General features: G+C 65.6%; 22 protein-coding genes. 7 read left to right on the top strand and 15 right to left on the bottom strand.

The genetic code is table 11. The features are described 5' to 3' along the window. Positions 1-35 precede the first annotated feature (35 nt). From MAF45_RS01085 to MAF45_RS01075, 3 genes are all read right to left on the bottom strand, one after another. A complete protein-coding gene (locus MAF45_RS01085) occupies positions 36-1199 on the bottom strand; it encodes an iron-containing alcohol dehydrogenase (RefSeq protein ID WP_237977705.1) in 1164 nt (387 codons plus the stop codon). Positions 1200-1251: 52 nt separating this feature from the next. Next, the gene (locus tag MAF45_RS01080; protein WP_237977704.1) at positions 1252-1821 is read right to left on the bottom strand and encodes a flavodoxin; all 570 of its coding nucleotides are present in this window, start codon (positions 1819-1821) and stop codon (positions 1252-1254) included. A gap of 246 nt (positions 1822-2067) precedes the next feature. Further along, a complete protein-coding gene (locus MAF45_RS01075; protein WP_237977703.1) occupies positions 2068-3231 on the bottom strand; it encodes an iron-containing alcohol dehydrogenase in 1164 nt (387 codons plus the stop codon). A 394-nt stretch (positions 3232-3625) separates the two neighbouring features. On the opposite strand from MAF45_RS01075, the gene MAF45_RS01070 reads away from it, so the two are divergent. Next, positions 3626-4537: an AraC family transcriptional regulator gene (locus MAF45_RS01070; RefSeq protein ID WP_237977702.1), complete on the top strand. Its 912-nt coding sequence runs from the start codon at positions 3626-3628 to the stop codon at positions 4535-4537. Here MAF45_RS01070 and MAF45_RS01065 read toward each other — a convergent pair. From MAF45_RS01065 to pdxR, 11 genes are all read right to left on the bottom strand, one after another. Further along, positions 4534-5820 carry a Y-family DNA polymerase gene (locus tag MAF45_RS01065; RefSeq protein ID WP_237977701.1) on the bottom strand — a complete coding sequence of 429 codons (1287 nt, stop codon included), beginning with the start codon at positions 5818-5820 and terminating at the stop codon, positions 4534-4536. The two genes, MAF45_RS01070 and MAF45_RS01065, sit on opposite strands and share 4 nt — an antisense overlap. Then, complete coding sequence (locus MAF45_RS01060) at positions 5817-6440, bottom strand: LexA family protein (RefSeq protein WP_237977700.1); 624 nt, start codon at positions 6438-6440, stop codon at positions 5817-5819. The genes MAF45_RS01065 and MAF45_RS01060 overlap by 4 nt, the downstream gene beginning before the upstream one ends. A gap of 155 nt (positions 6441-6595) precedes the next feature. Then, entirely contained in the window at positions 6596-7870 is a 1275-nt protein-coding gene (locus MAF45_RS01055; protein ID WP_237977699.1) for a Zn-dependent hydrolase, read from the bottom strand. 73 nt (positions 7871-7943) lie between these two features. Next, complete coding sequence (locus MAF45_RS01050; protein WP_237977698.1) at positions 7944-8207, bottom strand: alpha/beta hydrolase family protein; 264 nt, start codon at positions 8205-8207, stop codon at positions 7944-7946. Further along, positions 8204-8587: a hypothetical protein gene (locus MAF45_RS01045; RefSeq protein ID WP_237977697.1), complete on the bottom strand. Its 384-nt coding sequence runs from the start codon at positions 8585-8587 to the stop codon at positions 8204-8206. Before MAF45_RS01045 ends, MAF45_RS01050 begins: the two co-directional genes overlap by 4 nt. A gap of 217 nt (positions 8588-8804) precedes the next feature. After that, positions 8805-9554: an ABC transporter ATP-binding protein gene (locus MAF45_RS01040; protein WP_237977696.1), complete on the bottom strand. Its 750-nt coding sequence runs from the start codon at positions 9552-9554 to the stop codon at positions 8805-8807. After that, the gene (locus tag MAF45_RS01035) at positions 9551-10351 is read right to left on the bottom strand and encodes an ATP-binding cassette domain-containing protein (RefSeq protein ID WP_237977695.1); all 801 of its coding nucleotides are present in this window, start codon (positions 10349-10351) and stop codon (positions 9551-9553) included. The genes MAF45_RS01040 and MAF45_RS01035 overlap by 4 nt, the downstream gene beginning before the upstream one ends. Beyond that, on the bottom strand, positions 10338-11192 hold the full coding sequence (locus tag MAF45_RS01030; protein WP_237977694.1) for an ABC transporter permease: 855 nt from the start codon (positions 11190-11192) through the stop codon (positions 10338-10340). The genes MAF45_RS01035 and MAF45_RS01030 overlap by 14 nt, the downstream gene beginning before the upstream one ends. 4 nt (positions 11193-11196) lie before the next feature. Continuing rightward, positions 11197-12126 carry a nickel/cobalt ABC transporter permease gene (opp1B, locus tag MAF45_RS01025; protein ID WP_237977693.1) on the bottom strand — a complete coding sequence of 310 codons (930 nt, stop codon included), beginning with the start codon at positions 12124-12126 and terminating at the stop codon, positions 11197-11199. Positions 12127-12204: 78 nt separating this feature from the next. Continuing rightward, the gene (gene nikA, locus MAF45_RS01020) at positions 12205-13800 is read right to left on the bottom strand and encodes a nickel ABC transporter substrate-binding protein (protein WP_237977692.1); all 1596 of its coding nucleotides are present in this window, start codon (positions 13798-13800) and stop codon (positions 12205-12207) included. Positions 13801-14071: 271 nt separating this feature from the next. After that, entirely contained in the window at positions 14072-15493 is a 1422-nt protein-coding gene (pdxR, locus tag MAF45_RS01015) for a MocR-like pyridoxine biosynthesis transcription factor PdxR (RefSeq protein ID WP_237977691.1), read from the bottom strand. Between the two features lie 122 nt (positions 15494-15615). Here pdxR and pdxS point away from each other — a divergent pair, with 122 nt between their 5' ends. From pdxS to MAF45_RS00990, 5 genes are all read left to right on the top strand, one after another. After that, the gene (pdxS, locus tag MAF45_RS01010; RefSeq protein ID WP_237977690.1) at positions 15616-16491 is read left to right on the top strand and encodes a pyridoxal 5'-phosphate synthase lyase subunit PdxS; all 876 of its coding nucleotides are present in this window, start codon (positions 15616-15618) and stop codon (positions 16489-16491) included. Beyond that, positions 16491-17078 (top strand): pyridoxal 5'-phosphate synthase glutaminase subunit PdxT, encoded by a 588-nt coding sequence (pdxT, locus tag MAF45_RS01005; protein ID WP_237977689.1) that lies wholly within the window; start codon positions 16491-16493, stop codon positions 17076-17078. Before pdxS ends, pdxT begins: the two co-directional genes overlap by 1 nt. A gap of 155 nt (positions 17079-17233) precedes the next feature. Next, a complete protein-coding gene (locus tag MAF45_RS01000) occupies positions 17234-18190 on the top strand; it encodes a LysR family transcriptional regulator (protein ID WP_237977688.1) in 957 nt (318 codons plus the stop codon). Positions 18191-18331: 141 nt separating this feature from the next. Beyond that, positions 18332-19861: a flavocytochrome c gene (locus MAF45_RS00995; protein ID WP_237977687.1), complete on the top strand. Its 1530-nt coding sequence runs from the start codon at positions 18332-18334 to the stop codon at positions 19859-19861. A 437-nt stretch (positions 19862-20298) separates the two neighbouring features. Then, on the top strand, positions 20299-21183 hold the full coding sequence (locus MAF45_RS00990) for a tetratricopeptide repeat protein (protein WP_283206945.1): 885 nt from the start codon (positions 20299-20301) through the stop codon (positions 21181-21183). Positions 21184-21214: 31 nt separating this feature from the next. Here MAF45_RS00990 and MAF45_RS00985 read toward each other — a convergent pair whose 3' ends face one another. Next, entirely contained in the window at positions 21215-22636 is a 1422-nt protein-coding gene (locus tag MAF45_RS00985) for an MATE family efflux transporter (RefSeq protein WP_283206944.1), read from the bottom strand. Positions 22637-22820: 184 nt separating this feature from the next. On the opposite strand from MAF45_RS00985, the gene MAF45_RS00980 reads away from it, so the two are divergent. Further along, positions 22821-23906, top strand: a complete 1086-nt coding sequence (locus MAF45_RS00980; protein WP_237977686.1) for an oxidoreductase — start codon at positions 22821-22823, stop codon at positions 23904-23906. The last annotated feature ends 9 nt before the right edge of the window (positions 23907-23915 follow it).

The raw sequence follows: 23915 nt of genomic DNA, 5'->3' as shown, positions 1-23915 counted from the left end.
GGAAAGTGCGTTTCATGGAACTTTCCCCCCGTGGATCAGAGTGAAGCCCGCAGGATCGCGAGGATGCCCTCGCGGTCGATCGGGCGGAAGGCGCCGGAAAGCGGGAACCAGTGGCTGATCACGTGGTCGGCCATCTCTTTGAAGTGCTCGTCGGTGACGCCGAGCTCCGAGAGCGTCGCGGGGATCCCGATCGAACGGAAGAACTCGCTCGTCTTCTCGATCGCCTTTTCTGCAGTTTCCATCACGGGGGCCTTGGGGTCCAGGCCGAACATCCGCACGCCGTACTGGGCAAGGCGCGGGGCGGTCTTTTCCGTGAGGCTCCAGCGCATCCAGTGCGGGGTGATCACCGCCAGCCCCTCGCCGTGCGTGATGTCATGCCAGGCGGAAAGCTCGTGCTCGATCGCGTGGCAGGGCCAGACCGAAGGCGTGCGTCCGATCGAGAGCAGCCCGCAGCAGCCGAAGGAGCTCGCCATCATGAGCTGTCCGCGCGCGTCGAGATCGTTCGGGTTTTTCAGAACCTTCGGCGTACACTCGATCACGGTCCGGAGCATCCCTTCGCACATCGCGTCGGTAAGGATGTTGCCGTCCATCACGATGTACTGCTCGATCGTGTGCGAGAAAATGTCGGCCGCGCCCGCGGCGGTGTGCTTCGGGGGCACCGTGCAGGTGTAGGCGGGATCCATCACGGAAGCAACCGGGGCAAGAACCGGCGACATAATGGGCAGCTTCTCGTTGGTCTCAAGGTTGGAGATCACGCCAGAGTCGTCGTATTCGCTGCCGGTCGCGGCGTTGGTGAGGACGACGAAGATCGGGAGCGCCTTTTTGATCTTCGAGGAGTCGAGCACGAGGTCCCACGTGTCGCCCTCGTAGAAGGCGCCGGCCGCGATCGCCTTAGCGGAGTCGATGACGCTGCCCGCGCCGATCGGAAGCAGGAAGTCGATGCCTTCTTTCTTGCAGAGTTCGACGCCCTTGCGGATCGTCGTGATGCGGGGGTTGGGCTCGACCCCGGAGAGCTCGAAGATCTCGCGGTCTTTCAGAACCTCCCGGGCCCGCTCGAGGATGCCGTTGCGGCGGACGCTGCCGCCGCCGTAGACGATGAGAACCTTCCTGCCGAAGCCCTTCGTGAGCTCGGGGAGCTTTTCAATCGCGTTTTCGCCGAAGACCAGCCGTGTGGGCAGGTAAAGATTGTAGGGATGCATTGTGTTTTTTCCTTTTCAAAAAAGAGAATGAGGGGATGGCAGGCTGCCCGCTTCAGAAGCCTGAAGCCTTGAGCCAGGCGAGGAGCTCTTTCCTCGAGCCCGCGGCGCGGGAGCCCGGCACCCAGAATTCCTTGCGCACGCTGGCCTTCGGGCAGAAGTGCCGGATGTCGGCCACCACGTCCTCAGGGGTGGAGCTCCCCGAGGTGATGATCGGGAAAATGTTCTTCCCGGCCAGAGGGTGATCTTTGAGGAAAGTTCTCATCGGGATCGAGGCATGCCCCCACCAGAGCGGCGTTGCGATGAAGACGTTGCTGTAGCCGGAGAGATCCGGGATCCGGGTTGAAATCTCTCGCCTCGCGTCGCGGCGCAGTTCGTCGCGGGCGATGTCTGTCATGTCGCTGTAGTTCGAGGCGTAGGGCTTCTGCAGCTGCAGGCGCAGAAGCGGAAACCCTTTTTCCTTCGCTACTGTTTCGGCCAGGAACGCCGTGTTTCCCGTGCGGCTGAAAAGAATGACGATGCTACGCCCGGACGCGGCCTGGGCGAGCGCGGGCAGGCCTGCGGCGGCAAGAGCGCAGGCGGCCTTGAAGAGGCTGCGGCGGGAAGAGAAGAAGCTGTGTGTCATTTTAGGTTCTTTTTGCGATGCGCCTGAAGTGGTGCGCGATCCTTTCGGATGTGAACAATATATGCGCTTCAGAACCTAAAAAAGAACAGATTATGCGCTTAAAATTGCCTTAAATGACCTTCTGGTGAATTTTTTGAAAGTTTGACTGGAAAAGGCAAAAAAGAAGGCGGCCGCTTCCCGGGCTGGAAACTCCGGTTCTGCGGCCGCCGCGCCAGCGCCCCGAAGGGCGCTCCTTTCAGGCGCTTTTTAAAGCGAGGCGCGCAGGATCGCAAGGATCCCCTCGCGGTCGAGCGGCCGGAAGGCCCCGGAAAGAGGCCGCCAGTGGCTGATCACGTGATCGGCCATCGCTTCGAAGTGCTCGTCGGTGACGCCGAGCTCGGACAGGGTCGCCGGGATCCCGATCGAGCGGAAGAACTCGCTCGTCTTCTCGATCGCCTTTTCAGCGTTTTCCATCGCGGGGGCCGCGGGGTCCAGGCCGAAGACCCGCACGCCGTACTGCGCGAGCCGCGGAGCGGTCTTTTCCGTGAGGCTCCAGCGCATCCAGTGCGGAGTGATCACGGCGAGCCCCTCGCCGTGCGTGATGTCGTGCCAGGCGGAGATTTCGTGCTCAATGCCGTGGCAGGGCCAGGGCGAGGGCGAGCGCCCGATCGAGAGCAGCCCGCAGCAGCCGAAGGAGCTCGCCATCATGAGCTGGCCGCGCGCGTCGAGATCGTTCGGGTTTTTCAGAACCTTCGGCGTGCACTCGATCACGGTCTTCAGCATCCCCTCGCACATCGCGTCGGTGAGGATGTTGCCGTCCATCACGATGTACTGCTCGATCGTGTGCGAGAAGATGTCGGCCGCGCCCGCGGCGGTGTGCTTCGGGGGCACCGTGCAGGTGTAGGCGGGATCCATGATCGAGGCGACGGGGAAGAGCAGCGGCGACGTGATGGGCAGCTTCTCGTCGGTCTCGAGGTTGGAGATCACGCCGCCCGCGTCATATTCGCTGCCGGTCGCGGCGTTGGTGAGGACGACGAAGATCGGGAGCGCCTTCTTGATCTTCGAGGAGTCGAGCACGAGGTCCCACGCGTCGCCCTCGTAGAAGGCGCCGGCCGCGATCGCCTTGGCGGAGTCGATCACGCTGCCCGCGCCGATCGGGAGCAACCACTCGATGCCTTCTTTCTTGCAGAGTTCAACGCCCTTGCGGATCGTCGTGATGCGGGGGTTGGGCTCGACTCCGGAGAGCTCGAAGACCTCGCGGTCTTTCAGCAGCTCTTTGGCGCGATCCAGGATCCCGTTTCTTTTGACGCTGCCGCCGCCGTAGACGATGAGAACCTTCCTGCCGAAGCCCTTCGTGAGCTCGGGGAGCTTTTCAATCGCGTTTTCGCCGAAGACGAGACGCGTGGGAAGGTAAAGATTGTAGGAATGCATGTTTTTCTTTCCTTTTATCAACTGAAGGGCCGCAGTGCGGGATGCATGAAGCAGAATCCGCCGCCTGTCCCGGTACTCGATGGGACGGATCCCGCCGGGTGACAGACATGAACTATAGACGGGCCGGGGGGAAAAGGTGAGTGCTTTTGGAAGGAAGATTTGCCTGAAAATCCAGAGGGGGCTTTTCCTGCTGCTGCGCCTCGTTCCGGGCCGTCATCCCCGCGGGCTGGGCTCAGGCTTGCCATTTTTGATAAAAATGGAATCGTTTCAGGCTTCTTTCCCATATTAATTCTGCCTAAAATGAACACAATTGAATCGGTTCTTTCCTCCTTCCCGCGTTTCCGGGAAGCGCAGGAGGAAAGGCCGCGCCTTTTAGGGGAGGAGGGAGAAAGCCATGACAGAGAGCGCCGTGAGCCCGAAAATCCGCGCCATGCAGCAGATCCTCGGCCGCATGGACTTCGGATCGGAAGCGGTGGCGACGAAAGCCTCGCCGGTGCCGGGGCTTTCAGTCTACCGGGCGGAGAACTCGAACACCCTGGGCAGCAGCCTGGGCTACGTCTCCTTTTCCGTGGTGGTGCAGGGCGAGAAGATGACGACCGTGGGCGACCGCGTCTACCGCTACCGCGAAGGCGAGTGCCTCGTGTGCGGGGCGGCCGTTCCCTCGACCTTCCACGCGGTGGGGGCGAGCGCCGGGCGGCCCTTCTATGCGGCAAGCCTCGCGCTCGACCCTCAGATGCTCGCCGATTTCGGGAGATCCGAAGACCTGCAGCCTCCTCCTTTGTCGGTCGGCTCGGGCGTTTTCGTCTTCCAGTCCGGGGAGCGGCTCCTTGACGCGACGCTGCGGCTTCTCGAGCTCATTGAGCGGCCCGGGGACATCAGGGCGCTCGCCCCGATCTACAGCCGGGAGATCCACTACCTGCTCACCCGCTCGGAGTGCGGCCCGCAGCTGCGCTCGCTGCTGACCGCGGGCACCCGCAGCCACGCGGTGTACACGGCGCTCTCGTGGCTGCGCGGCAGCTTCACGCGCGAGCATAAGGTCGAGGAGATTGCCGAGCGCGTCCACATGTCGCCCTCGGCCTTCCGCCGCCAGTTCAAGTCGGTCACCGGGCTCTCGCCCCTGCAGTACGTGAAGCGGCTGCGGCTCTACGAGGCGCAGCGCCTCCTGATGGCCGGCCGCGCGAACGTCTCCTCCGCCGCCTACGAGGTGGGCTACGAAAGCCCCACGCAGTTCGTGCGCGAGTACAAGAGGCTCTTCGGCCAGCCGCCGCTGCGGGACGTGAAGAAGCGCATCGCGGCCGGGGCCTAACTCACCCGGGGAAGGTCGGAAAGGCGCGTGGTGTAGCAGGGCGACTTGAGCCTGCGGCTCATGGCCCATTCGTCCGAGGCTCTCTCGGTGCCGGTCTGCAGTACGCTGCGGCCGTAGCGTCCGGAGAGCCGGTCGAGCGTGGTCATGAGGCGGCGCGAGCGCGCATCGGACTCCGCCTCGAAGAGATCCGGCTGAGCCTCGCCCTCGGGCTCGAGCCCGGAGAGCATCACGCCCGCCTTTTTCCAGGCGAACCCCCTGCGCCAGGCCCGGCGCGCGGCCTTCACCGCGGCCTCGGTGAGCACGAGCGTGTCGGCCGAAGGCCGCGAGAGTCCGCAGCTTTGCTCCGCGAAGCACTGCCTCGCCTTTGGGTCGAAGACATTGGTTTGGAAAAAGACGCTCACGGTGCGGGCGGCGAGCCCATGGGAGCGCAGCTGCCGGCAGGCGGCCGCGGTGTGCGAGGCAAGCGCTGCCGCCACGTCCTGGAACTCGCCGCTCGGGCGGGCGAAGGAGCGCGAGCGCATGATCTGCCGGCGCGGCGGCGGGGCGCTTTCGAGCTCGATGCAGGGCAGGCCGTTGAGCTCCGCATGGGTGCGCGCGAGCACGACCCCGAACCTGCGGCGCACGGCCGAGGCGGGAAGCCTCGCAAATTCGAGCGCCGTGCGGGCCCCCATCTGCCGCAGCGCCTCGACGTTGCGGCCTCCCACGCCCCAGATCTCCCCCACGGGCACGAGCGAGAGCGCCTTTTCGCGCCGCGGGGCGGCAAGCGCCGTCCAGTCGAGCGTTCCCCCGAGCGCCGGGTAGGTCTTCGCGAGGTGGTTGGCGAGCTTCGCGAGCGTCTTGGTCTGTGCGCAGGACACGCAGGTGGGGATCCCGATCCACTTGAGTACCCGGGCCCTGATCTGCGCGAGCAGCGGCGCAAGATCACCCGGCATCCCCGTGAGGTCGGCGAAGCACTCGTCGATCGAGTAGGGCTCGATGCGCGGCACCATCCCCGCCACCGTCCTCATCATCCGCGCCGAGAGGTCGCCGTAGAGCTCGTAGTTCGAGGAGAAGGCGACCAGCGCCCCCGAGCGGATGAGGCCGGCGAGCCTGAAGGCCGGGGTTCCGTTTCTGATGCCCATTTTCTTGGCTTCCGCCGAGCGCGTGACGACGCACCCGTCGTTGTTGGAGAGCACCACGATCGGCCGGTTCGCGAGGTCCGGTCGGAACACCCGCTCGCAGGAGGCGTAAAACGAGTTTGCGTCGACAAGCGCGAAGACGGGCCGCGGCCTTTTCTCCTTCATTTTCGGAATGGGTGCACTGAGCGGGTGACCACGCCCACGATCGACCACTCGTCGCCCTCCCGGGGCCGCAGCACCGGGTATTCCGGGTTCTCGGGGCGCAGCTCCAGGACTCCGCCTCTGTGGTAGTAGCGCTTTACTGTGAACTCGTTGTTCACGTTCGCGATCACGACGTCGCCGCTGCGCGGCTCGAGCGCCCGGTCAACAACCAGCAGGTCGCCCGGGAAGATGCCCGCGCCGATCATGGATTCGCCCTTAGTGCGCAGGAAAAAGGTGCTCTCGGCGTGTTCGGTGAGCAACGAGACCGGGTCGATCTCGTCCTGGACGTAGTCGGTCGCGGGCGAGGGAAACCCCGCCTGCACGGGCGAGTCCATGAGCCGGATGCGAAGCCTCGAGGGGCTTCTCGAGAGCCTCGCCGCCCCGGGCGGCAGGGCGTTGAGCCTTTGGTCGATTACTGAGCGGATCCACTTGGTGCCCCCGAGTGCCGTGAAGACCTTTTTCTGCTCCGGGGTGACGCTCACCTGGAGAGATTCGGTCAGATGCTGCCCCCCGCCTTTCTTGCGCCCGGCCCCCGGGCGGCTTCCCCCGCGCGGGGATGGGGCGTTGTCTGGCTTTTCATCCATTTTGAATTCCTCATTGGGAGAAAACGCGGATATCCGTATATTAATCTCTTTTTGAAAAATACAATAAAAATATCAATGAAAAACCCGGAGCGCAGAAAAGCCCGGGCCGGAAAGATCCGGCGCCCGGGCCTTTGGGGAGGAGGCGAGCGCGGTGCTTAGTCGTCGTAGGAGGCGATCGAGGCGTAGAGCACCTCGACCCCCAGCATGAAGTCCTCGAGCTTCATCTTCTCATAGGGGTTGTGCGAGCCGTCCTGGTTCGCCACGAAGATCATGGAGGCGGGGATGCCCTTGTTCGAGAGCACGGCCGTGTCGTGGCCCGCGCCGGACGGCAGCCGCACCACGGCGATTCCGGTCCTGCGGGCCGACTCCTCAAGGTGTGCGGCGAGCTCCGGGTCAAGCTTCGAGGGCTGCGTGGCGAGCGTCTTGTCGAACTCGAACTTCACGCCCCGGTCGGCCCCGACGGCGGCCGCCTCGGCCTCAAAGAGCGCGAGGAAGCGCCGGAGCGTGTCCATCGAGAGGCTGCGGATGTCGAGCGTGAAGCTCACCTCTCCCGGGATCACGGAGATCGCCGCGGACTTCGCGGTGCTGAGCACCCCGGTGGTGAAGACAAGGTCCTCGCCGCGCGCGAGCCAGGCGTCCCAGTGCCGGTCCATCCGGGACAGAAGCTCCGCGGTGGCCATGACCGCGTCGTGGCGGTAGCGCTTGTCGACCGCCCCGGAGTGGGCCGTGACGCCGAGGCACCGGCAGAGCTTGTGGCGGAGGTTGCCGCGGATACCGGTCACAATCCCCACGCGCGCCTTCGGGTTTGAGTCGAGGGCCGGGCCCTGCTCGATGTGCAGCTCCGTGAAGGCGGCGATCCTCGACAGGTCGATCGAGGGCTCGGTCTTTATCATGTCCTCGGGGTCAAAGCCCGCCTCGCGCACTGCGTCGGCGAGCGTCTGGTCCTTGCTGCGGTGCCGCAGCGCGAGGTCGGCGCGGGTGAGCTGTCCGGTCATCGCAAGCGACCCCACGTAGGCCTTGCCGAACCACGAGCTCTCCTCCATCCGGAAGACGACGAGGGTGAGGTCGCGCCGGAGCGTCACGCCCTGGCGCTTGAGCCAGTAGATCACGGTCATGCCGGCCACGACGCCCGCGAGTCCGTCGTAGTGCCCACCCTGCGGGACGCTGTCGCCGTGCGAGCCCGTCATGTAGCACGGCAGCGACCGGTCGCGTCCGGGCAGCGTGAGAAAAAGATTGCCGCAGCGGTCCACCTTCTCCTCGAGCCCCATGCTGCGGCCCCAGGCCTTCACGTACTCGTGGACCTTGTTCTCCTTCTCGCTGTAGCCCTGGCGCGAGATGCCGATCACCGGGTCCTTCGAAAATTCTCTTACGTCATCGAACACTTTGCGGGCGAAATCCGCCGCGCCTTCTCTCAGAAGATGCTCAGCCATCCGCTTCTCCTTGTTTAGAAAAAGGCCTGACCCGGAAGGGCCGGCGCGAAATGGGACATAGTGCTGCGTTGCCTCAGCTCATTATAGAGGCCGGGCTCTGCTGGGCCTGCTGCCTGCCGCGCGGCCTCTTCCAGAAGGTGGCCGCCTCGTCGATCCAGCCTTCCGCGGCCGTGCAGCGGTCCAGTCCGAAGCCGTGCCTCAGCCCCTGGTAGACCCGGAGGACCGCCGGAATGCCCAGCGCGCGGATCGCTTCGATCCGCAGCCGCATCACGCACCGGTCCGCGATCGAGTCCTCGTCGCCCACGTTCGCACAGGTGAGCGGGGTGCGCCCGTTCACGTCGCCCGAGAGCCCCGTGTTTTCATGATAGATGGTCGTCGCTGGTAACTCCCCGCTGCGGGGCTGATCATCTCATTAAAGACGAGCGAGGTGCAGTGCTTTGCGGGGGGCGCGCCGGATGTCCTCTTCGGAGTAAAGGGCAAGGAATACGGGCCCGCCTGATTCGAAGCGTTTTCCATCGTGTCCACGATCTCGGCCGTCGCATCGGGATCGATTTCTCTATACCAGAGAAGCCGCAGACCGCCCAGCGTGCGACCGCTTTGAAAGCCTTCCGGGGGAAAGAGAAGCCCCGCATAGGGCTCAAGAGTCCGGTCCCGGAATGCCTCCCCGATTGCGCTGTTGTGCGTGAAGCCGCCGTCCTTTGCCGCTGCTTCCTGCACTATGCCTTTTCTTCCGCCCAAAGCTGCGGCGGCAGCGGGCAGGAGCTCTGCTGCCGCGCGCCTTGAACAGGCTCTTCCCCCGCGAGGATTCCGTTCTGCCACTATGCATGAGCCACTTTCCTGCCTTTTTCTTTCCGGAAAGTCTGGGGGAGGCGGCCCGGGGGCGGCGCAAAGCGACGCGGTCTTTGCCTGATTATGTGGGAAAGGAGCTTGCCGGTCACTTGAAGGGCAGCGCCGAGTCGATCAGCACCTGGGCGCAGCGGCTGCGGGCGTGCCTGAGCTCGGAGAGCGTGAGCGACTCCGCGATCGTGCCGCCCTCGAGGAAAAGGAGCCTCGGGCAGAGGAAGGCAGCGGCCTGGATGTCGTGCGTGATGAAGAGAAAGGTCATGCCGCCCTTGAGGCCCGCGATCAGTTCGAGGATGTCGGCCTGCACCGAGGCGTCGAGCGAGCTCACCGCCTCGTCGAAGACGATGAAGCGGGGACGGGTGGAGATCGCGCGGGCGATGCAGACGCGCTGCATCTGCCCGCCCGAGAGCTCGTGGGGCCGGCGCCGGGCGAGCTCCGCGGGCAGCCCCACCCGGGCGAGGAGCCCGGGCACGGCCTGATCCGCGTTTTCGCCTCTCACGGCCAGCGGCTCAGCGATGATGCGCCCGACGCTCCAGCGCGGGTCGGACGAGGAGGTGTAGTCCTGGAAGACCGCACTCATTTCTCCCGGGTGGTCCTTTCTCCAGCGCGCGGCTTCGACCCCTTCGATCAGAATCGAGCCGGAGTCAGGCTCCTCGAGCCCAAGCAGGATCCGGGAGATGGTGCTCTTGCCCTCTCCCGAGGGGCCGAGAAACGCGAGGGCCTCGCCCCGGCCGATCTCAAAGCTCACGTCTTTGAGCACCGGGCGGCGTCGTGTGGAAAAAAAGCCCCCGGGCAGTCTCCGGGACTTGGCGAGGTGCGAGACCTTGAGGAAGGCGCTCATCGCAGGGCCTCCAGGAAATGCCGCGACAGGGCCTGCCGGGTTTCGACAAGCCGCCGTGTATAGGGGTGCGAGGGATGGTGGAAGAGCTCGACGCCGCCCGACTCCACGACTCTGCCTTTTTCCATGACGATTATCCGGCCGGCGAGCGCCTGGACTGCCGCGAGGTCGTGGGAGATGAAGACGAGCGCGCAGCCGGTTTCCCCGCGGATGCGCCCGAGGATGTCGATCACGCTCTTCTGGCTCACGGCGTCAAGCGCCGAGGTGGGCTCGTCGGCGACGAGAACGCGCGGGTGTAGCAGCAGCGCCGCGGCGATGAGCGCGCGCTGGGCCATGCCGCCCGAAAGCTCGAAGGGATAGTGCGCGAGCGTTTCCCGGGGACGCCTGAACTTCAGGCGTGAAAGCAGCGCCTCGGCCTCCTCGCGCAGCTCCGCTTCGGTTTTGTCCGGAAAGGCGAAGCGCGCCGCCTCGAGAAGCTGCGGGCCCACGCGGGTGAGGGGGTCGAACGCTCCGGAGGCCTGCTGCGGGATGTAGCCGAATACCTTGCCGCGCAGGGCCGCGCGCGCGGCGGCAGGCGCCTCGAGGATCTCCCGCCCCTCGAACCGGGCGCGGCCCGAGGCGCGGAGCCCTGCGGGCAGCAGTCCCAGAAGCGCAAGCGACGCGAGCGACTTGCCGCTGCCGCTTTCGCCCACGACGCCCAGGCATTCGTGCTCGGAGAGATCAAAGGAAACGTCCTGGACGAGCGGCCGGCCCGAGCGCTCGAGCGCGACGCCGAGGCCCCGGACTTCAAGCAGCGTCATGAGAGGTCCCTCCTACGGCATGCTTCGGATCGAGCGCATCGCGAAGCGCGTCTCCCAGATAGTTGAAGGCGGCCACCGTCGCCATCACGGTCAGGCCCGGGGGCACCATCTGCCAGGGGTAGAGCGAGAGCACCTCCTTCGCTTCGGCGAGCATCATGCCCCACTCGGGATCGGGCGGCTGAACCCCGAGTCCGAGAAACGACAGCGTCGAGATGAGCAGGATCACGCTGCCCGCGTCCACCGTGCAGAGCACGAGCAGCTCCCCGGCCGCCCCGGGCAGGAGGTGTCCGGTGATGATCGCGAGCGGCCTCGCGCCCGCCACGCGGGCGAAGTCGGTGTAGCCGCAGGAGGTGTAGCGGCGTACGATCCCGCGGGTCATGCGGGCATACCAGGCCCACTTGGCGAGGATGCAGGCGAGGACCATGTTCATGATGCCCGGGCCCATGAGGCCCACGATCGCGAGCGTGAGCACTTCGCTTGGAAACGACATGAAGACGTCGCAGATCCGCATCATGACGGAGTCCGTACGGCCGCGGAAAAAAGCGGAGGCGGCTCCGTAAAGGGCTCCCGCGGCGAGCGTGCCCGCCATGGCCGCGAGCGACCAGAAGAGCGTGGTGCGGATTCCAAAAATCAGGCGTGAGAGGACGTCGCGCCCGAGCTGATCCGTGCCGAAAAGGTGTCCGGCCCCCCAGGGAGCGAGCTTTTGGGCGAGGTTCACCTCTGTCGGGCTTTGCAGCGGCAGCACCGGGGCGAGAAGGCCGAGAAGGGAGAGGAAGGCGAGAAACCCGATGCAGGCCATTGCCGAGGGACTGCTCAGGATTTTCCGGTAGGCGGGTGCCATGGGGTCAGTCCCCCTCGCGCTGCCTGGGATCAAGCCAGGCGTTGATGAGGTCGGAGAGAAAATTAAGGCCCACGAACATCACGGCCATGATGAGCACGTAGGCCTGCACCACCGGGTAGTCGCGGTTGAAGATCGCGGTGACAGCGAGCCGTCCGAGCCCCGGCCAGGCGAAGATCGACTCGACGACAAAAGCTCCGGCGAAGAGTTTGGCGATGCTCATGCCGAGCGCCGTGATCGAGCTCTGAAGCGAGTTTTTCAGCATGTGCAGCCCAATGCGGCGCGCGGGCAGCCCCATGGCGCGCTCCCAGAGCACGTAGCCCTCGGTCTTGTTCGCGATCAGGTTGGCGCGGATGAGCCTCGTGTAGGTGCCGATGTAGGCCAGCGACAGCGTGACCGCGGGCAGGATGACGGAGCCGCGGCCCTCCATCCCGGAGGTGGGCAGCCACCCGAGCTTCACGGAAAAGAGCCACATGAAGAGCAGCCCCGCCCAGAAGGAGGGCATCGAGGTGGAGGCAAAGAGAGTGGCGCGGATGAAGTGGTCGAGCGCCCGACCCTCGTACTTCGCGCAGAGCCACCCGCCCGCGGCCGAGGCCGCGACGATGATGGCGAGGGCGGCAAGGGCGAGTTCCAGCGTCGCGGGGAAGGCGGCTGCGATTTCCGCGGACACGAGGTGCCCGTCGCTGTAGCGCCGGCCGAAATCGCCCTGCAGCGCCGCGCCGAGCCAGCTCGCGTAGCGCTCGAGAATCGGCCGGTCGAGCCCGAGCTCGTGCCTAGTGTGCTCGAGGACCTCGGGGGTGATTTCGACGTCGTTCAGCCGCAGCGCCACTTCGGCGGGGTCCGAGGGCGAAAGGCTGATCAGGATGAAGGCGATGAAGGTGATGCCAAGAAGGATTGGCACCATGTGCAGCAGCCTTCGCAAAACGTACGCGCCCATGCTCTCTGTTTCGGACTCCTTGTCAAAGCCCCGGGGCTTTTTTAAAAGCGCCCGGCGGCGGGATGAAAGACGGGGATGTTACCTTTTCTGCTTCTCGAAGTACATTTTCTCAAACGGGATCTCGTACTGTGAGAGACTGAAGCCTACGCCCTTCAAAAGCGGATTGTGTACGGCTTTCGTGCGCGAGTAGGAGATCGGAACGTAGACGCCGCTGTCGTGCACGTAGGTGAGCACCTCCCTGTACATTGCGCGGCGCTTCGCCTCCGAGGGCTCGATCATGAGGGCCGTGATCTGCCTGTCGAGCCAGGCCTTGCGCGGCAGCCCCACCTGGGCCTGGTAGTCGCCGTGGGCCGGAATGCGCCAGGAGGAAATGTAGCTCTGGGGATCGTAGGGCGTGCCCCAGGAGAGCGAGTACTGCAGGTCGAAGTTCCCGGACCTCTGGCGGTCGAGGAAGGCCTGCTTTTCTTCGCCCACGATCTTGAGCTCGATGCCGATTTTCTTCAGGTCGCTCTGGACGGACTCGGAAATCGTCTTTTCCTGGGCGTTCCTGGAGTTGAAGTAGAGGGTGACCGAGCAGCGGCGGCCGTTCTTCACGCGGATGCCGTCCGCGCCCTTTTTCCAGCCGTCCTTTTCGAGCATCGCCTCGGAGGCGGCCGGGTCGTAGGCGCGGGGCCTGAGCCCCGCGTCGCAGTACTGGACGCTGGGCGACATCAGGGTGTCGGCCGCCGTTTCGGTGCCGTTCAGGATCCCTTCGATGATTGACTTCTTGTTTACCGCGTGCTGGATCGCTTCGCGGATGACGGGATCCTTCGTGACCGGCTGGTGAGCGTTGAGCAGGATCGCGCGGGAGGCGATCGGGCGGGAGATCTCGGTCACGTAGCGGCCTTCCTTCTTCAGCTTTTCGAAGGCGTCAAGGTTGATCTGGTCGCCGTCGGCGCCGAAAATGAGGTCGATCTCGTTTTTCTGCAGGGCGAGCAGCAGCGTCTGCGCGTCGGGCATCACTCTCCAGCGCACGCTCTGCGCCTTCGGCTTTTCACCCCAGTAAGAGGGGTTCTGCTTGAAAAGCGCGTACTGGTTGTCCTTGTGCTCGGCAAGCACCCAGGGGCCGGTGCCCGCGAGGCAGGTGACGCCGTTTTTCGTTTCGCCGTCCTTCATGCATCTGGGGGAAATGAAGCGGAAGGGCCGCGTGAGCCCGAGCTCGATCAGGGTCGGGTAGTAGGGGTGCTTCAGCGTGAGCCGGAACGTGCGGGGGTCGGGCGCCTCGGTCTTGTCGATCTCGTTCACCATGTCGAGCCAGGCGTGGCGGATTTTGTTGCTGATCACCGCGTCGAAGTTCTTCTTCACGGACTCGGCGGTGAAGGGCTCGCCGTCGCTGTACTTCACGCCCTGCCTCAGGCGGAACGTGTAGACCCGGCCGTCGGGCGAAATGCTCCAGGACTCGGCGAGCCACGGCTTGACGCCTTCCGGGGTGTCGATCACGAGCGACTCGAAGAGCATGTTCTGCGCGGCCATCTCGCCCGAGTAAAGATGCGGGTTGATGTCGCGGATGTCCTTCATGCTCGCGTAGCGGATTTCGTTTTTATCCGCTCCGGCCGCAGCCTCGTCCTTCGAGCAGCCCGAAAGACTGATCGCGGCGGCGAGCACCGCGGCGCTGAGAAGCAGATGAAGTCTCATTTCTTTTCCCTGAAGAATGCGTAATCCGCCGGGGCGGAAGGTCAGGATGCATTCTTTCTCTCCGAAGTTCCAAAATCTATGGCACTGAGGATATAGGTAATCAGTGTTGCGAAAGGAGGTATGGCCCTTTTATAAACAAAATAGATTCAAAAAATGCAGAATAAGGCCTGTTTTTGTTTATTGAATAAACAAAATAATGAATAAGGGGACGGATTAAAAAAGAGAGCGCCCGGGATTTCCGGTGACAGAGGTAGATCCGAAGGGGTAGTATTCAGAGCGGCCTCTCCGCCTGCGGCCCGGGCCCCAGGGAGCGCGCTATCGCCGCGAGTGCTTCGGGCAGGGTCTCGAGCCTGATGTTCGAGTAGCAGAAAAGGAAGGTGTGGGGCGGCGCGGGCTCGCGCCCCGAAGAGAACGAGGAAAGCGGCGCAAGGTGGATCCCCTGCGCCTCTAGCGCGCGGACGATCTCCCCGTCGCTGCGGGCGGTCTTGAGCCTGATCAGGAAATGCAGCCCCGAGCGGTTTTCGATCGTCTCGCACCGGCCGGCGAGCGGGCTTTCCGCGAAGGCGCGCAGCACCGCTTCGCGCCGCCTGCTGTAGAGGCTTCGCATCCGGTTGATGTGCTTTTCGAAGTAGCCCCTCGAGATGAACTTTGCGAGCGCGTACTGCTCGAAGTTGGAGACCGGGCAGGCCGAAAAGCGCATCTTTTCCTCGAACCGCTCGGCAAGCTCGGGCGGAAGCACCATGTAGGCGAGCCGCACCGTGCTCGCGAGCGACTTCGTGAAGGTGTTGAGGTAGATCACCCGGCCCTCGCTGTCCAGGCTCTGCAGCGGCGGAACGGGCCGCCCCTCGAGCCTGAACTCGCTGTCGTAGTCGTCCTCGATGATGAGCCGCCCGGGGCGCTCGCTCGCCCAGGCGAGCAGCTCGTAGCGGCGCGCGGCGGGCATAGTGATGCCGGTCGGGAACTGGTGCGCCGGGCTCGTGTGGGCGGTATCCGCGCCGCTCGCGCGCAGATCCGAGACCTTCATGCCCGCCTCGTCGAGGCCTGCGCAGGCGCAGGTGATCCCGAGGCTCGCGTAGACGCGCTCAAGCGTCCGGTAGCCGGGGTCCTCGAGGCAGATCCGGCGGCTGCGGCCCAGAAGCTGCACGAGCCGGACGTAGAGGCTCTCCGAGCCCGCGCCCACAACGATCTGGGAGGGCGAGACCGTCATGCCGCGGAACGCGGCGAGGTGCGAGGCGATCGCCTCGCGCAGTTCCGGAGCCCCGGCCGCGGGCGGGCGCGACAGGAAGGACCTGCGGTCCGAGACGGTCTCGCGCATGAGACGCGACCAGACGGAAAAGGGAAAGCAGTCGGGGTCCGTGTGGTTGCCCGAGAGCTCGATGCGCCAGGGGCGGTTCGCACGGTGCCGGGCGGGGGGCGGAGGCGCGGGTTGCAGGGCCGGGCGCGGCCTAACCCGCAGCCGCGGCTCCACGAAGTAGCCGCGCTTCGGCTCGGAGTGGATATAGCCTTCGAGCGCAAGCTGGCGATAAGCCCCTTCGACCGTGATGGTGCTCACGCCCAGGTTGCGCGCGAAGCTGCGCTTCGAGGGCAGCCGCTCCCCGGCCGCGAGCGTCCCGGCTTCAATGTCCTTTTTGATGGCGCGGTAGAGCCGCTCGTACAGCGGCCCCTCCTGTCCCTCAAGGCTGTAGGTGAGCATGGGGCTTTCGCATCCTCTTCTGGCATTTTAAAAATATATTTTTTGAGTATTTTAATATAGCCAGAGTGCGCCTAGGATTTTCCTCATCGTCAGTTTTTTCATTTTTTTAAAGAAGGAAAGTCATGGAGCAGAATCGCATTGAACTGAACCGCGGGCTCGCCCAGATGCTCAAGGGCGGCGTGATCATGGACGTGACGACCCCCGAGCAGGCGAAGATCGCCGAGGACGCCGGGGCGTGCGCCGTGATGGCACTCGAGCGCATTCCGGCTGACATCCGGGCCGCGGGCGGCGTGTCGCGCATGAGCGACCCGGCCATGATCGAGGGCATCCAGAAGGCGGTCTCGATCCCGGTGATGGCGAAGTGCCGCATCGGACATTTCGTCGAGGCCCAGGTGCTCGAGGCGATCGAGATTGACTACATCGACGAGTCCGAGGTGCTCTCGCCTGCCGACGACACCTACCACATCGACAAGACGAAGTTCCGCGTGCCTTTCGTCTGCGGGGCGAGGGATCTGGGCGAGGCGCTGCGCAGGATCGCCGAGGGCGCCTCCATGATCCGCACGAAGGGAGAGCCCGGCACCGGCGACGTGATCCAGGCCGTGCGCCACATGAGGAAGATGAACTCCGAGATCGGCCGTGTGGTCTCCATGCGCGAGGACGAGCTCTTCGAGGCGGCCAAGGCGCTGCAGGTGCCCGTGGAGCTGCTGCGCAGCGTCCACGAGAAGGGAAGGCTGCCGGTGGTCAATTTCGCCGCCGGCGGCATCGCCACCCCGGCCGACGCGGCGCTCATGATGCAGCTCGGGGCCGAGGGCGTCTTCGTGGGCTCGGGCATTTTCAAGTCCGGAAACCCCGCCAAGCGCGCCGCGGCGATCGTGAAGGCGGTCACGAACTACACCGACGCGAAGATGATCGCCGAGCTCTCCAAGAATCTGGGCGAGGCGATGGTGGGCATCAACGAGAACGAGATCAAGCTCATCATGGAGAAGCGGGGCATCTGATGTCGAAAATCGGCGTTTTGGCGGTTCAGGGGGCCTTTGCGGAGCACGAGGCGGTGCTGCGCGGCCTGGGGGCGCAGCCCGTGGAGTTGCGCGAGAGAAAAGACCTCGAGGGGATCGAAGGCCTGGTGCTGCCCGGAGGCGAGAGCACCGTGCAGGGCAAGCTCCTCACGGAGCTCGGGATGATGGAGCCGCTCAAGGCGGCGGTCTCCTCGGGCCTGCCGGTGCTTGCGACCTGCGCGGGGCTCATCCTCCTCGCCCGCAGGCTTGAGAACGACCCTGCCGTGTGGTTCGGGACGCTGCCCGTGGCGGTCCGCAGGAACGCCTACGGCCGGCAGCTCGGGAGCTTTACGGCGACGGCTCCCTTCAAGGGGCTTGGAAACGTCGAAATGATCTTCATACGCGCCCCCGTGGTGGTGTCGACGGGGCCCGGGGTGGAAACGCTGGCTGAGGTGGAGGGCCGGATCGCGGCCGTCGCTTTCGGAAACCAGATTGGGCTCGCCTTCCATCCCGAGCTCGGGCGCGACTCCCGCATCCACGCTCTTTTCCTCGAGCGAGTGCGCGAGGCGGGGCAGAGGCTGCGCCTTTAAGCGCCGGGGAGCCGAAAAAGGGGCGGGGCCGCATCAGGGGCGGCGTAAAGGAAAAAAGGACGCTTCGGCCCCGTCCCCCGCGTTAAGATCGCCGGAACGGACTTCTCTTCCTTCCCCTTTTTTGCGGGAAGGCCTTCAGGCGCATCCCATCCACCATGACAGACCCCTTCAGCTCCCTTCGCCCCTGGCGGATTTTCCTTCGCGTCGCAGACTGCGGCAGCGTGAGCCGGGCCTCGCTCGAGCTCGATGCGGACGCGGCCTACGTGAGCCGCACGGTCGCCGCGCTCGAGCGCGACCTGGGCGTGAGGCTTCTTGACCGCACGGTCCGGCCCATCGTCCCCACCCCGGAAGGCCGGGCCGTGATCTCAAGGCTGCGGCCGCTGCTCGCCCAGTGGGACGGCTTTGAGCGGTTTGCCCTCAGCCCTGAAGGCGGGCGGCGGGTGATCCGGCTCTCCACGCCCGTGGGGATCGGGCGCTTCTATCTCAACCGCCAGATCGCGGAGTACGCCGAGGTGGCCCCGGATGTGACGATCGAGGCTTCGGTGAACGCGGGGGCGGGCGACGTGCTCGCGGGGAGGGTGGACGTCGCCTTCCTGCCCTGCATCCCGCGCGAGCCCGGCCTTGCCGTCTACCCGGCGATGACGGGGTTCACGATGCCGCTGGCCGCTCCGCGCTACATCGCCCGGCAGGGCCTGCCCCGCAGTCCCGAGGAGCTCGTCTCCCACACCGGGATCGTGAAGTGCGGCGAGGGCTTCCCCGCCTCCGACCACCTGGTGCGCGGCACCAAGCGGCGGCTCGTCTTCTGGAAGCACATGGTGCGCCACACCGACATGCTCAACATCAAGGACGCGGTCGTGAAGGGCTACGGGATCACGCTCGACCTGCCGCTCGGGATGGCGCTGGAGGAAATCCGCTCAGGCGGGCTCGTGCAGGTGCTGAGCGGCTGGCACCGGGACTTCTGGTACTACAGCGTCGTCACCCGCGAGGCGGACGACGCGGACTCGCCCGTCGGGCGCTTCGCCGCCTGGTACGCGAGGCGCGCCACCCGTGAGATCGAGGAGCGCCGCCGGAGGGGCTTCGAGCTCCTGGGCCTTGACGAGTCGAAGCTCTGACGTGTTGACCATCCGGTCAAAGAAGTTTGACCTCCGCGGCAGGCCCTCCGGGCCCCGCAGCGCTTAAAGTGGCCGGTGAGCCCCCCGGGCCGCGCTTCCCGGGGGATAAAAAGCTTTTTGCACAAAAAAGGAGAGAAAGACATGTCGGAACTCAGATTGTCCAGGCGGCGGCTGCTCGCCTGGAGCGCTCTTGCGGCTGCGGCCGGAACCTTCCCGCTCGGGGCTGCGGCCGTCACGGCGGTGCCTGAAAAATGGGACGAGGTCCGTGACGTGATCGTCGTGGGCTCGGGGTTCGCGGGTCTTGCGGCGGCCTATGAGGCGAAGAAGGCGGGCAGCGACGTGCTCATCCTCGAGAAAATGAGAACGCCCGGGGGCAACTCCATCATCAACGGCGGCATTTTCGCGGTTCCCGGCTCTCCCGAGCAGAAGAAGCTCGGCATCAAGGACTCGCCCGAGCTCATGGAAAAGGACATGATGCGGGCGGGCAACGGCCTCAACCACGTCGAGAAGGTCCGCACGCTCTGCGAGCAGGCCCTTCCGACCTACCACTGGGCTGTGGACGAGATCGGCGTGAAGTTCCAGAGCAAGAACATCAAGCAGGAAGGCGGGCACAGCGTCCCGAGAAGCCTCTTCACCGCGAACGGCTCGGGCTCCGAGATCGTCACGAAGGAGCTGGCGGCGCTCGAGAAGCTTGGCGTGAAGCCGCGGCTGCGCGCGATGATGGAGTCGATCATCGTCGACCCCTCGGGGCGCGTCGTGGGGCTGCGGGTCCGCGAGGGCTACCGCTTCCCCGACCGGAATTCCGGGCGGGTGCGCTGCATCGCCGCCCGGCGGGCCGTCGTGCTCGCCTACGGAGGTTTCGCCGCCGACCCGGCTTTCCGCCAGATGTACGACCCGAAGCTCACGGAAAAGTTCCAGAGCACCAACCAGCCCGGGGCCACGGGGGATTCGTGGCGCGCTGCGATGGACATCGGCGCTCAGATGATCCAGAACGACCAGATCCAGATCCTGCCCCAGACCTCTCCGGACGAGAAGGGCTTCGGCATCGGATTCGCCTGGTCGGGGCACGTGTCGATGTTCGGCGTCTGGATCGACGCCGTCACGGGGCGGCGGTTCGTGAACGAGCTGGCTAACCGCAAGGTGAGGTCGCTGGCCATCCTCGAGCGCCTCTCCCAGGGGCACGACTGCCTCGCGATCGGGGACGCGGGAACTGCGGCGAGCTTTGCCGAAATCCGCCCCGGCATGCTTCAGAAGGAGCTGCAGCGCGGCTGCGTCTTCAAGTACGACACGCTCGAGGACCTCGCGCGGGCCCGGAAGGTGCCGCTCGATGCTCTGAAGAAGACGGTTGATGAGATGAACGAGACGGTGAAGACCCGGCGCGATCCCATGGGGCGGCCTGTCAACGCGAAGGCGAAGCCCCTGGGCCAGGGGCCCTGGTACGTGGCCCGGATGTCGCCCAAGGTCCACCACTGCATGGGCGGGCTCTACACGAACAACAAGGCTCAGGTCTACCACGTCATGGGGCGGCTCATTCCGGGTCTTTACGCGGCGGGCGAGGCGACGGGCGGCGTCCACGGCGCGGTGCGCCTGGGCTCTTGCGGCACGGCAGACGCCCTGATCTACGGCCGCATCGCGGGCCAGCAGGCCGCGGCGCAGAAGCCCTGGATGTAAAAGGAGCGAAGCCGCCTCGAATGCGGGGGCGGCCGCCTGCTTTGGGTCCGCCGGAGGCCTTTTCGCGGCGGGCCCTCCCCCGGCAGGGGCTTCGGACTGGCTCTTCCCGGTCCTTTGCCTGTTCTACCGGCTCTCTGTGTCCTTCAATCCCCGTCTTTTCCCGGTTGGCTAAAAAAGCGCTTTCGTCCCCCCTAAGAGGGAAAGCCTTTTCAATACGCGCCCCTCAGTGACGCTCCGGGTCCGTCAGCCGCGACTGCAGCAGCGCTTCCTTTTCCTTTTTCCCCCGTCCCAGTCTTGCCGAGATCCCTGCAGATCGTGGATTTTTTCTGCTCTTTATCACCAGATGGGTATTTTTTTAAGTTTTTTATTTTGATCCGGCAGGGGCGAAACGGGTGCATCATTAAATCATGGAAGCAAGACGCAGAGAAGAAACGAAAATGACTCAAAAAACAGAAAAGGGAGAATGGCGCGCGCAGGGCGCGCGGCGGGCGGGGGAGAAGCTCGAATTCGTTTATCCCAGGACCCGCAGGGAGGCGGCGCGCGAGTGCCTCGGGCGCGCCGCGCTGGGAGACCGCAGGGCGCAGTACGAGGCGGGCTCTCGGCTTGAGCGCGGCGACGGGGTGGAGCCCGACTGCGAGAAGGCCTTCGAGTGGTACTGCCGCTCGGCGCAGGCCGGCTACGGGCCGGCCTGCTCGAAGGCGGCGCTTTACTGTCTCGAGGGGCTCGCGGGGCGGCGGGACGTGGCGCGGGGAATCGCCTTCCTCGAGCGGGGCGCGGGATCAGGCGATGCGGTCTGCCTCCTGCTCAAGGGCGAGTGCTGCATGAAAGGCGTCGGCCGCAAGGTCTCCCGCTCCGAAGCGCTTCGCTGCTTTGAGCTCGCGGCCGCAAGCGGCCTGCCTTCGGTTCAGTACCGGGCGGGGCTTCGCTGCCTTGAAGGCGATGAAGGCTACGCGCTCGACCTGAAAAAAGGGATGGCGTGGCTCACGAGCGCAGCGCGGCACGGGTTCTCCCAGGCCGCGCTCGAACTCGGGCGGATGAGGCTTGAGGGGCGGCTAGTTCGGAAAAGCGGACGCGAGGCCTTGCGCTGGTTTGTGCTGGCGGCCCGGGAGGGAAGCGCGGAGGCGCTGCTCGAGCAGGGGCGGCTTCTGCTTTCCGGCCGGGGCGGCGCGTCAAGTCCCAGGCGGGGCCTCGCCTGCCTCAGGGCCGCCTCTGAGCGGGGGCTGGCCGAGGCCTCGGAGCTCCTCGGGGACCCGCTCCTGAAGGCCGGGAGATGCGGGCGCGGGCCGGAAGCCTCGGACCGGGCCGTGAACGAGAAAGCCTGAGGGGCCTGGCGGCAGGCTGTGGCGGGCCTTGTCAGCTCCGGGGCTCCTTCTGCCAGTTCCCGAAGCGCAGCCTCGCGAGGAAGATGAGGCCGCGCAGGATGAGCTCCCCGCACATCGCGATCCACACGCCCCGAAGCCCCATTGACTGGGAGAGCAGCCACGCAGCTGGGATCCTCACGAGCCACATGCTTCCCAGGTTCATGAGGCAGGGCGCGAGCGTATCGCCCGCGCCCATGAAGACGCCGTAGGCGACGATCGAGGCGGCGAACATCGGCTCGGCGAACGCCTCGATCCGAAGCACGGAGCTGCCGAGATCAATGATCGCGTCCACGTTCGACATGAGCCCCATCATGAAGGGCGCCGCGGCGTACATGAAGGCGCCCATGAGGGTCATCACGGCAATCCCCGAGCCCACCGTGAGGTAAGCGAAGCGCCTCGCCAGGGCGGGCCGCCTCGCTCCGATGCACTGGCCGGTGAGCGACGAGGCGGCGTCAGCGATGCCGTAGCCGGGCATGTAGCACAGGCCCTCGGCGGTGATCGCGAGCGAGTTCGCCGCGAGGGCGACGGTGCCAAGCGGGGCCACGATCATGGTCGAGGCGACCTGCGCGCAGCACATGACGGTGTGCTGGCAGCCGATCGGAATGCCGATCCGGAAGGCCTGCTTGAGCCGCGCCGCCTCGGGCCTGAAGCGCCCCCGCTCGCCGCGGATCCGCAGTTCCGGCGACCTCGTGCAGACGAACCAGAGCATGGGAAGCGCCGTGAGGAATTCGGCGAGCACGGTGCCGATTGCCGCTCCCGCAACCCCGAGCCCCGCGCCCGGGGCCATGAAGGAGAGCCCCGCGAACTGCACCTCGCGCGTGGGGAAGATGAGAAGGAAGTTGAAGACGACGTCCTCAAGGCACATGAGCACGCTCAGCAGCGAGGGCACCCGGATGTTGCCGCTCGCGCGCAGCATTCCGCCCGCGAAGGCGCTTAAGAAGAAGATCGGGAAGGCAGCCGTGTAGAGCGCGAAGTAAACGCGCGCTTCCGGGGCGACCTCGGACGAGGCGCCGAGGAACTCCGGCAGGAACGGCGAGATCGCAAGCCCCGCGCCGCCCAGGATGAGCCCGGTCGCGAGCGCCACGACGAAGCCCTGACGCAGCAGCGAGCGGGCCGCCCGGTAGCCCCGGGCCCCGATCCTGTGGCTTGCGAGCACCGTGTAGCCCGTGAGCCCGGCGCTGCCCAGGCCCCAGAACAGCCACGTGGTCGAGGCGACAAGCCCCACGGCGGCCGCCTCCACGGCTCCGAGGTTGCCCACCATAGCGGCGTCGATGTACTGCATCATGACCGCCGCGATCTGGGCGACGATCGCCGGGAGGCTGAGCCGCACGACGAGCGCGAGCTCTTCGGATCGGGTGAAGGAGCCGCCCGTGCGGATCCTTGAGACCAGTTTTTGGGTGATGTTTTCAGTCATCGCTCGCAGCGGGAGGAGGGGAGAAGGGCATTCTCAGGCCCCCGCGGGGAAAAATGAGGGCGGCGGGCTTTCAAGGCTGGATTTTATTGCGAAACGCCCCGGGACACCCGGACCCTACTCCTGTGCGGTCTTCGAGCCTATGATGGCGTGAGTCACAGTCATCATTTTGGAGGAGCAAGCGAAAATGCCAGAGAAGACTTCTGCGCTTTTTGAGCCCTTTCAGCTCAACAACGGGGTGACGGCCCCGGGGCGGCTCGCCGTCGCGCCGATCACGCTTTACTGTCAGAATCCAGACGGGTCGGTGAGCGAGGCCGAGCGGCAGTTTCTCAGGGGCCGCGCGAAGGGGTTCGGGATCTACGTGCTCGGGGCCACCCTGGTTGCGGACAACGGCCAGGGCTTTCCCGGCCAGCCCCGCGCCATCCGCCGCTCCGACCTGCCGGCGCTTCGCGAGCGGGCCGAGCTCGTGAAGAAGGAGGGGGCGCTTGCGATCGCGCAGATCCATCACGCGGGGATCCTCGGGCGCGCCGAATTCCTGCCCGGGCACCGCATCGTGGGGCCCTCGGACAATGAGGAAAAGGGCGCCGAGGCGCTTTCGGGTTCAGAGGTCGAAGAGCTTGTCGAGGCTTTTGCCAGGGCGGCCCGGCTCTGCCTTGAGGCGGGCTATGACGGGGTCGAGATCCACGGTGCGAACCAGTACCTGATCCAGCAGTTCTACTCAGCAAAGACCAACCGCCGCACGGACGAGTGGGGCGGAAGCCGCGAAAAGCGGATGCGCTTTCCGCTGGCCGTGACGGACGCCGTGCTCAAGGTCCGCGAGGAGGCCGGGCGGCCCGACTTTGTCGTGGGCTACAGGCTCTCGCCCGAGGAGCCCGATGAGAACGGCCTCACCATGGAGGATACGATGGCGCTGGTCGAGCAGCTCGCCTCACGCCCCCTGCAGTACATCCACGTCTCGCAGAAGGACTTCTTCCGCAAGGCAAGGCGTGGGGCGGACCCGGCGCTCTCGAGGCTTGAGATCATTCGGGGAGTGATCCGCGGCCGCACGGCGCTCATGGGAGTGGGAAACCTCATGACCGCGGAGGACTTTGCCCGGGCGCTTGCGACCGGGTGGGTCGATTTCACGGCCACGGCCCGCGCCTTGATGCTGAACCCGGAGCTTGCCGAGCTGATCCGCTCGGACCGCGGCTCCGAGATCGCGACACGCCTCACGCCTGAGATCGAGGCTTCCTGCCGGACGCCTTCAGTGCTCTTCCCGAGGCTGCCCCGCTGAAAAGAGATT

The organism is Mesosutterella porci (assembly GCF_022134585.1).
Taxonomy (GTDB): Bacteria; Pseudomonadota; Gammaproteobacteria; order Burkholderiales; family Burkholderiaceae_F; genus Mesosutterella; species Mesosutterella porci.
The sequence above is the reverse complement of the archived record's forward strand: the minus strand, read 5'-3'. Positions and strand labels throughout refer to the sequence as shown.

Coding starts and splice junctions, on each gene's coding strand:
- MAF45_RS01085 (WP_237977705.1), bottom strand. CDS start 1,199: ATGCATCCCTACAATCTTTACCTGCCCACACGGCTGGTCTTCGGCGAA.
- MAF45_RS01080 (WP_237977704.1), bottom strand. CDS start 1,821: ATGACACACAGCTTCTTCTCTTCCCGCCGCAGCCTCTTCAAGGCCGCC.
- MAF45_RS01075 (WP_237977703.1), bottom strand. CDS start 3,231: ATGCATTCCTACAATCTTTACCTTCCCACGCGTCTCGTCTTCGGCGAA.
- MAF45_RS01070 (WP_237977702.1), top strand. CDS start 3,626: ATGACAGAGAGCGCCGTGAGCCCGAAAATCCGCGCCATGCAGCAGATC.
- MAF45_RS01065 (WP_237977701.1), bottom strand. CDS start 5,820: ATGAAGGAGAAAAGGCCGCGGCCCGTCTTCGCGCTTGTCGACGCAAAC.
- MAF45_RS01060 (WP_237977700.1), bottom strand. CDS start 6,440: ATGGATGAAAAGCCAGACAACGCCCCATCCCCGCGCGGGGGAAGCCGC.
- MAF45_RS01055 (WP_237977699.1), bottom strand. CDS start 7,870: ATGGCTGAGCATCTTCTGAGAGAAGGCGCGGCGGATTTCGCCCGCAAA.
- MAF45_RS01040 (WP_237977696.1), bottom strand. CDS start 9,554: ATGAGCGCCTTCCTCAAGGTCTCGCACCTCGCCAAGTCCCGGAGACTG.
- MAF45_RS01035 (WP_237977695.1), bottom strand. CDS start 10,351: ATGACGCTGCTTGAAGTCCGGGGCCTCGGCGTCGCGCTCGAGCGCTCG.
- MAF45_RS01030 (WP_237977694.1), bottom strand. CDS start 11,192: ATGGCACCCGCCTACCGGAAAATCCTGAGCAGTCCCTCGGCAATGGCC.
- opp1B (WP_237977693.1), bottom strand. CDS start 12,126: ATGGGCGCGTACGTTTTGCGAAGGCTGCTGCACATGGTGCCAATCCTT.
- nikA (WP_237977692.1), bottom strand. CDS start 13,800: ATGAGACTTCATCTGCTTCTCAGCGCCGCGGTGCTCGCCGCCGCGATC.
- pdxR (WP_237977691.1), bottom strand. CDS start 15,493: ATGCTCACCTACAGCCTTGAGGGACAGGAGGGGCCGCTGTACGAGCGG.
- pdxS (WP_237977690.1), top strand. CDS start 15,616: ATGGAGCAGAATCGCATTGAACTGAACCGCGGGCTCGCCCAGATGCTC.
- pdxT (WP_237977689.1), top strand. CDS start 16,491: ATGTCGAAAATCGGCGTTTTGGCGGTTCAGGGGGCCTTTGCGGAGCAC.
- MAF45_RS01000 (WP_237977688.1), top strand. CDS start 17,234: ATGACAGACCCCTTCAGCTCCCTTCGCCCCTGGCGGATTTTCCTTCGC.
- MAF45_RS00995 (WP_237977687.1), top strand. CDS start 18,332: ATGTCGGAACTCAGATTGTCCAGGCGGCGGCTGCTCGCCTGGAGCGCT.
- MAF45_RS00990 (WP_283206945.1), top strand. CDS start 20,299: ATGACTCAAAAAACAGAAAAGGGAGAATGGCGCGCGCAGGGCGCGCGG.
- MAF45_RS00985 (WP_283206944.1), bottom strand. CDS start 22,636: ATGACTGAAAACATCACCCAAAAACTGGTCTCAAGGATCCGCACGGGC.
- MAF45_RS00980 (WP_237977686.1), top strand. CDS start 22,821: ATGCCAGAGAAGACTTCTGCGCTTTTTGAGCCCTTTCAGCTCAACAAC.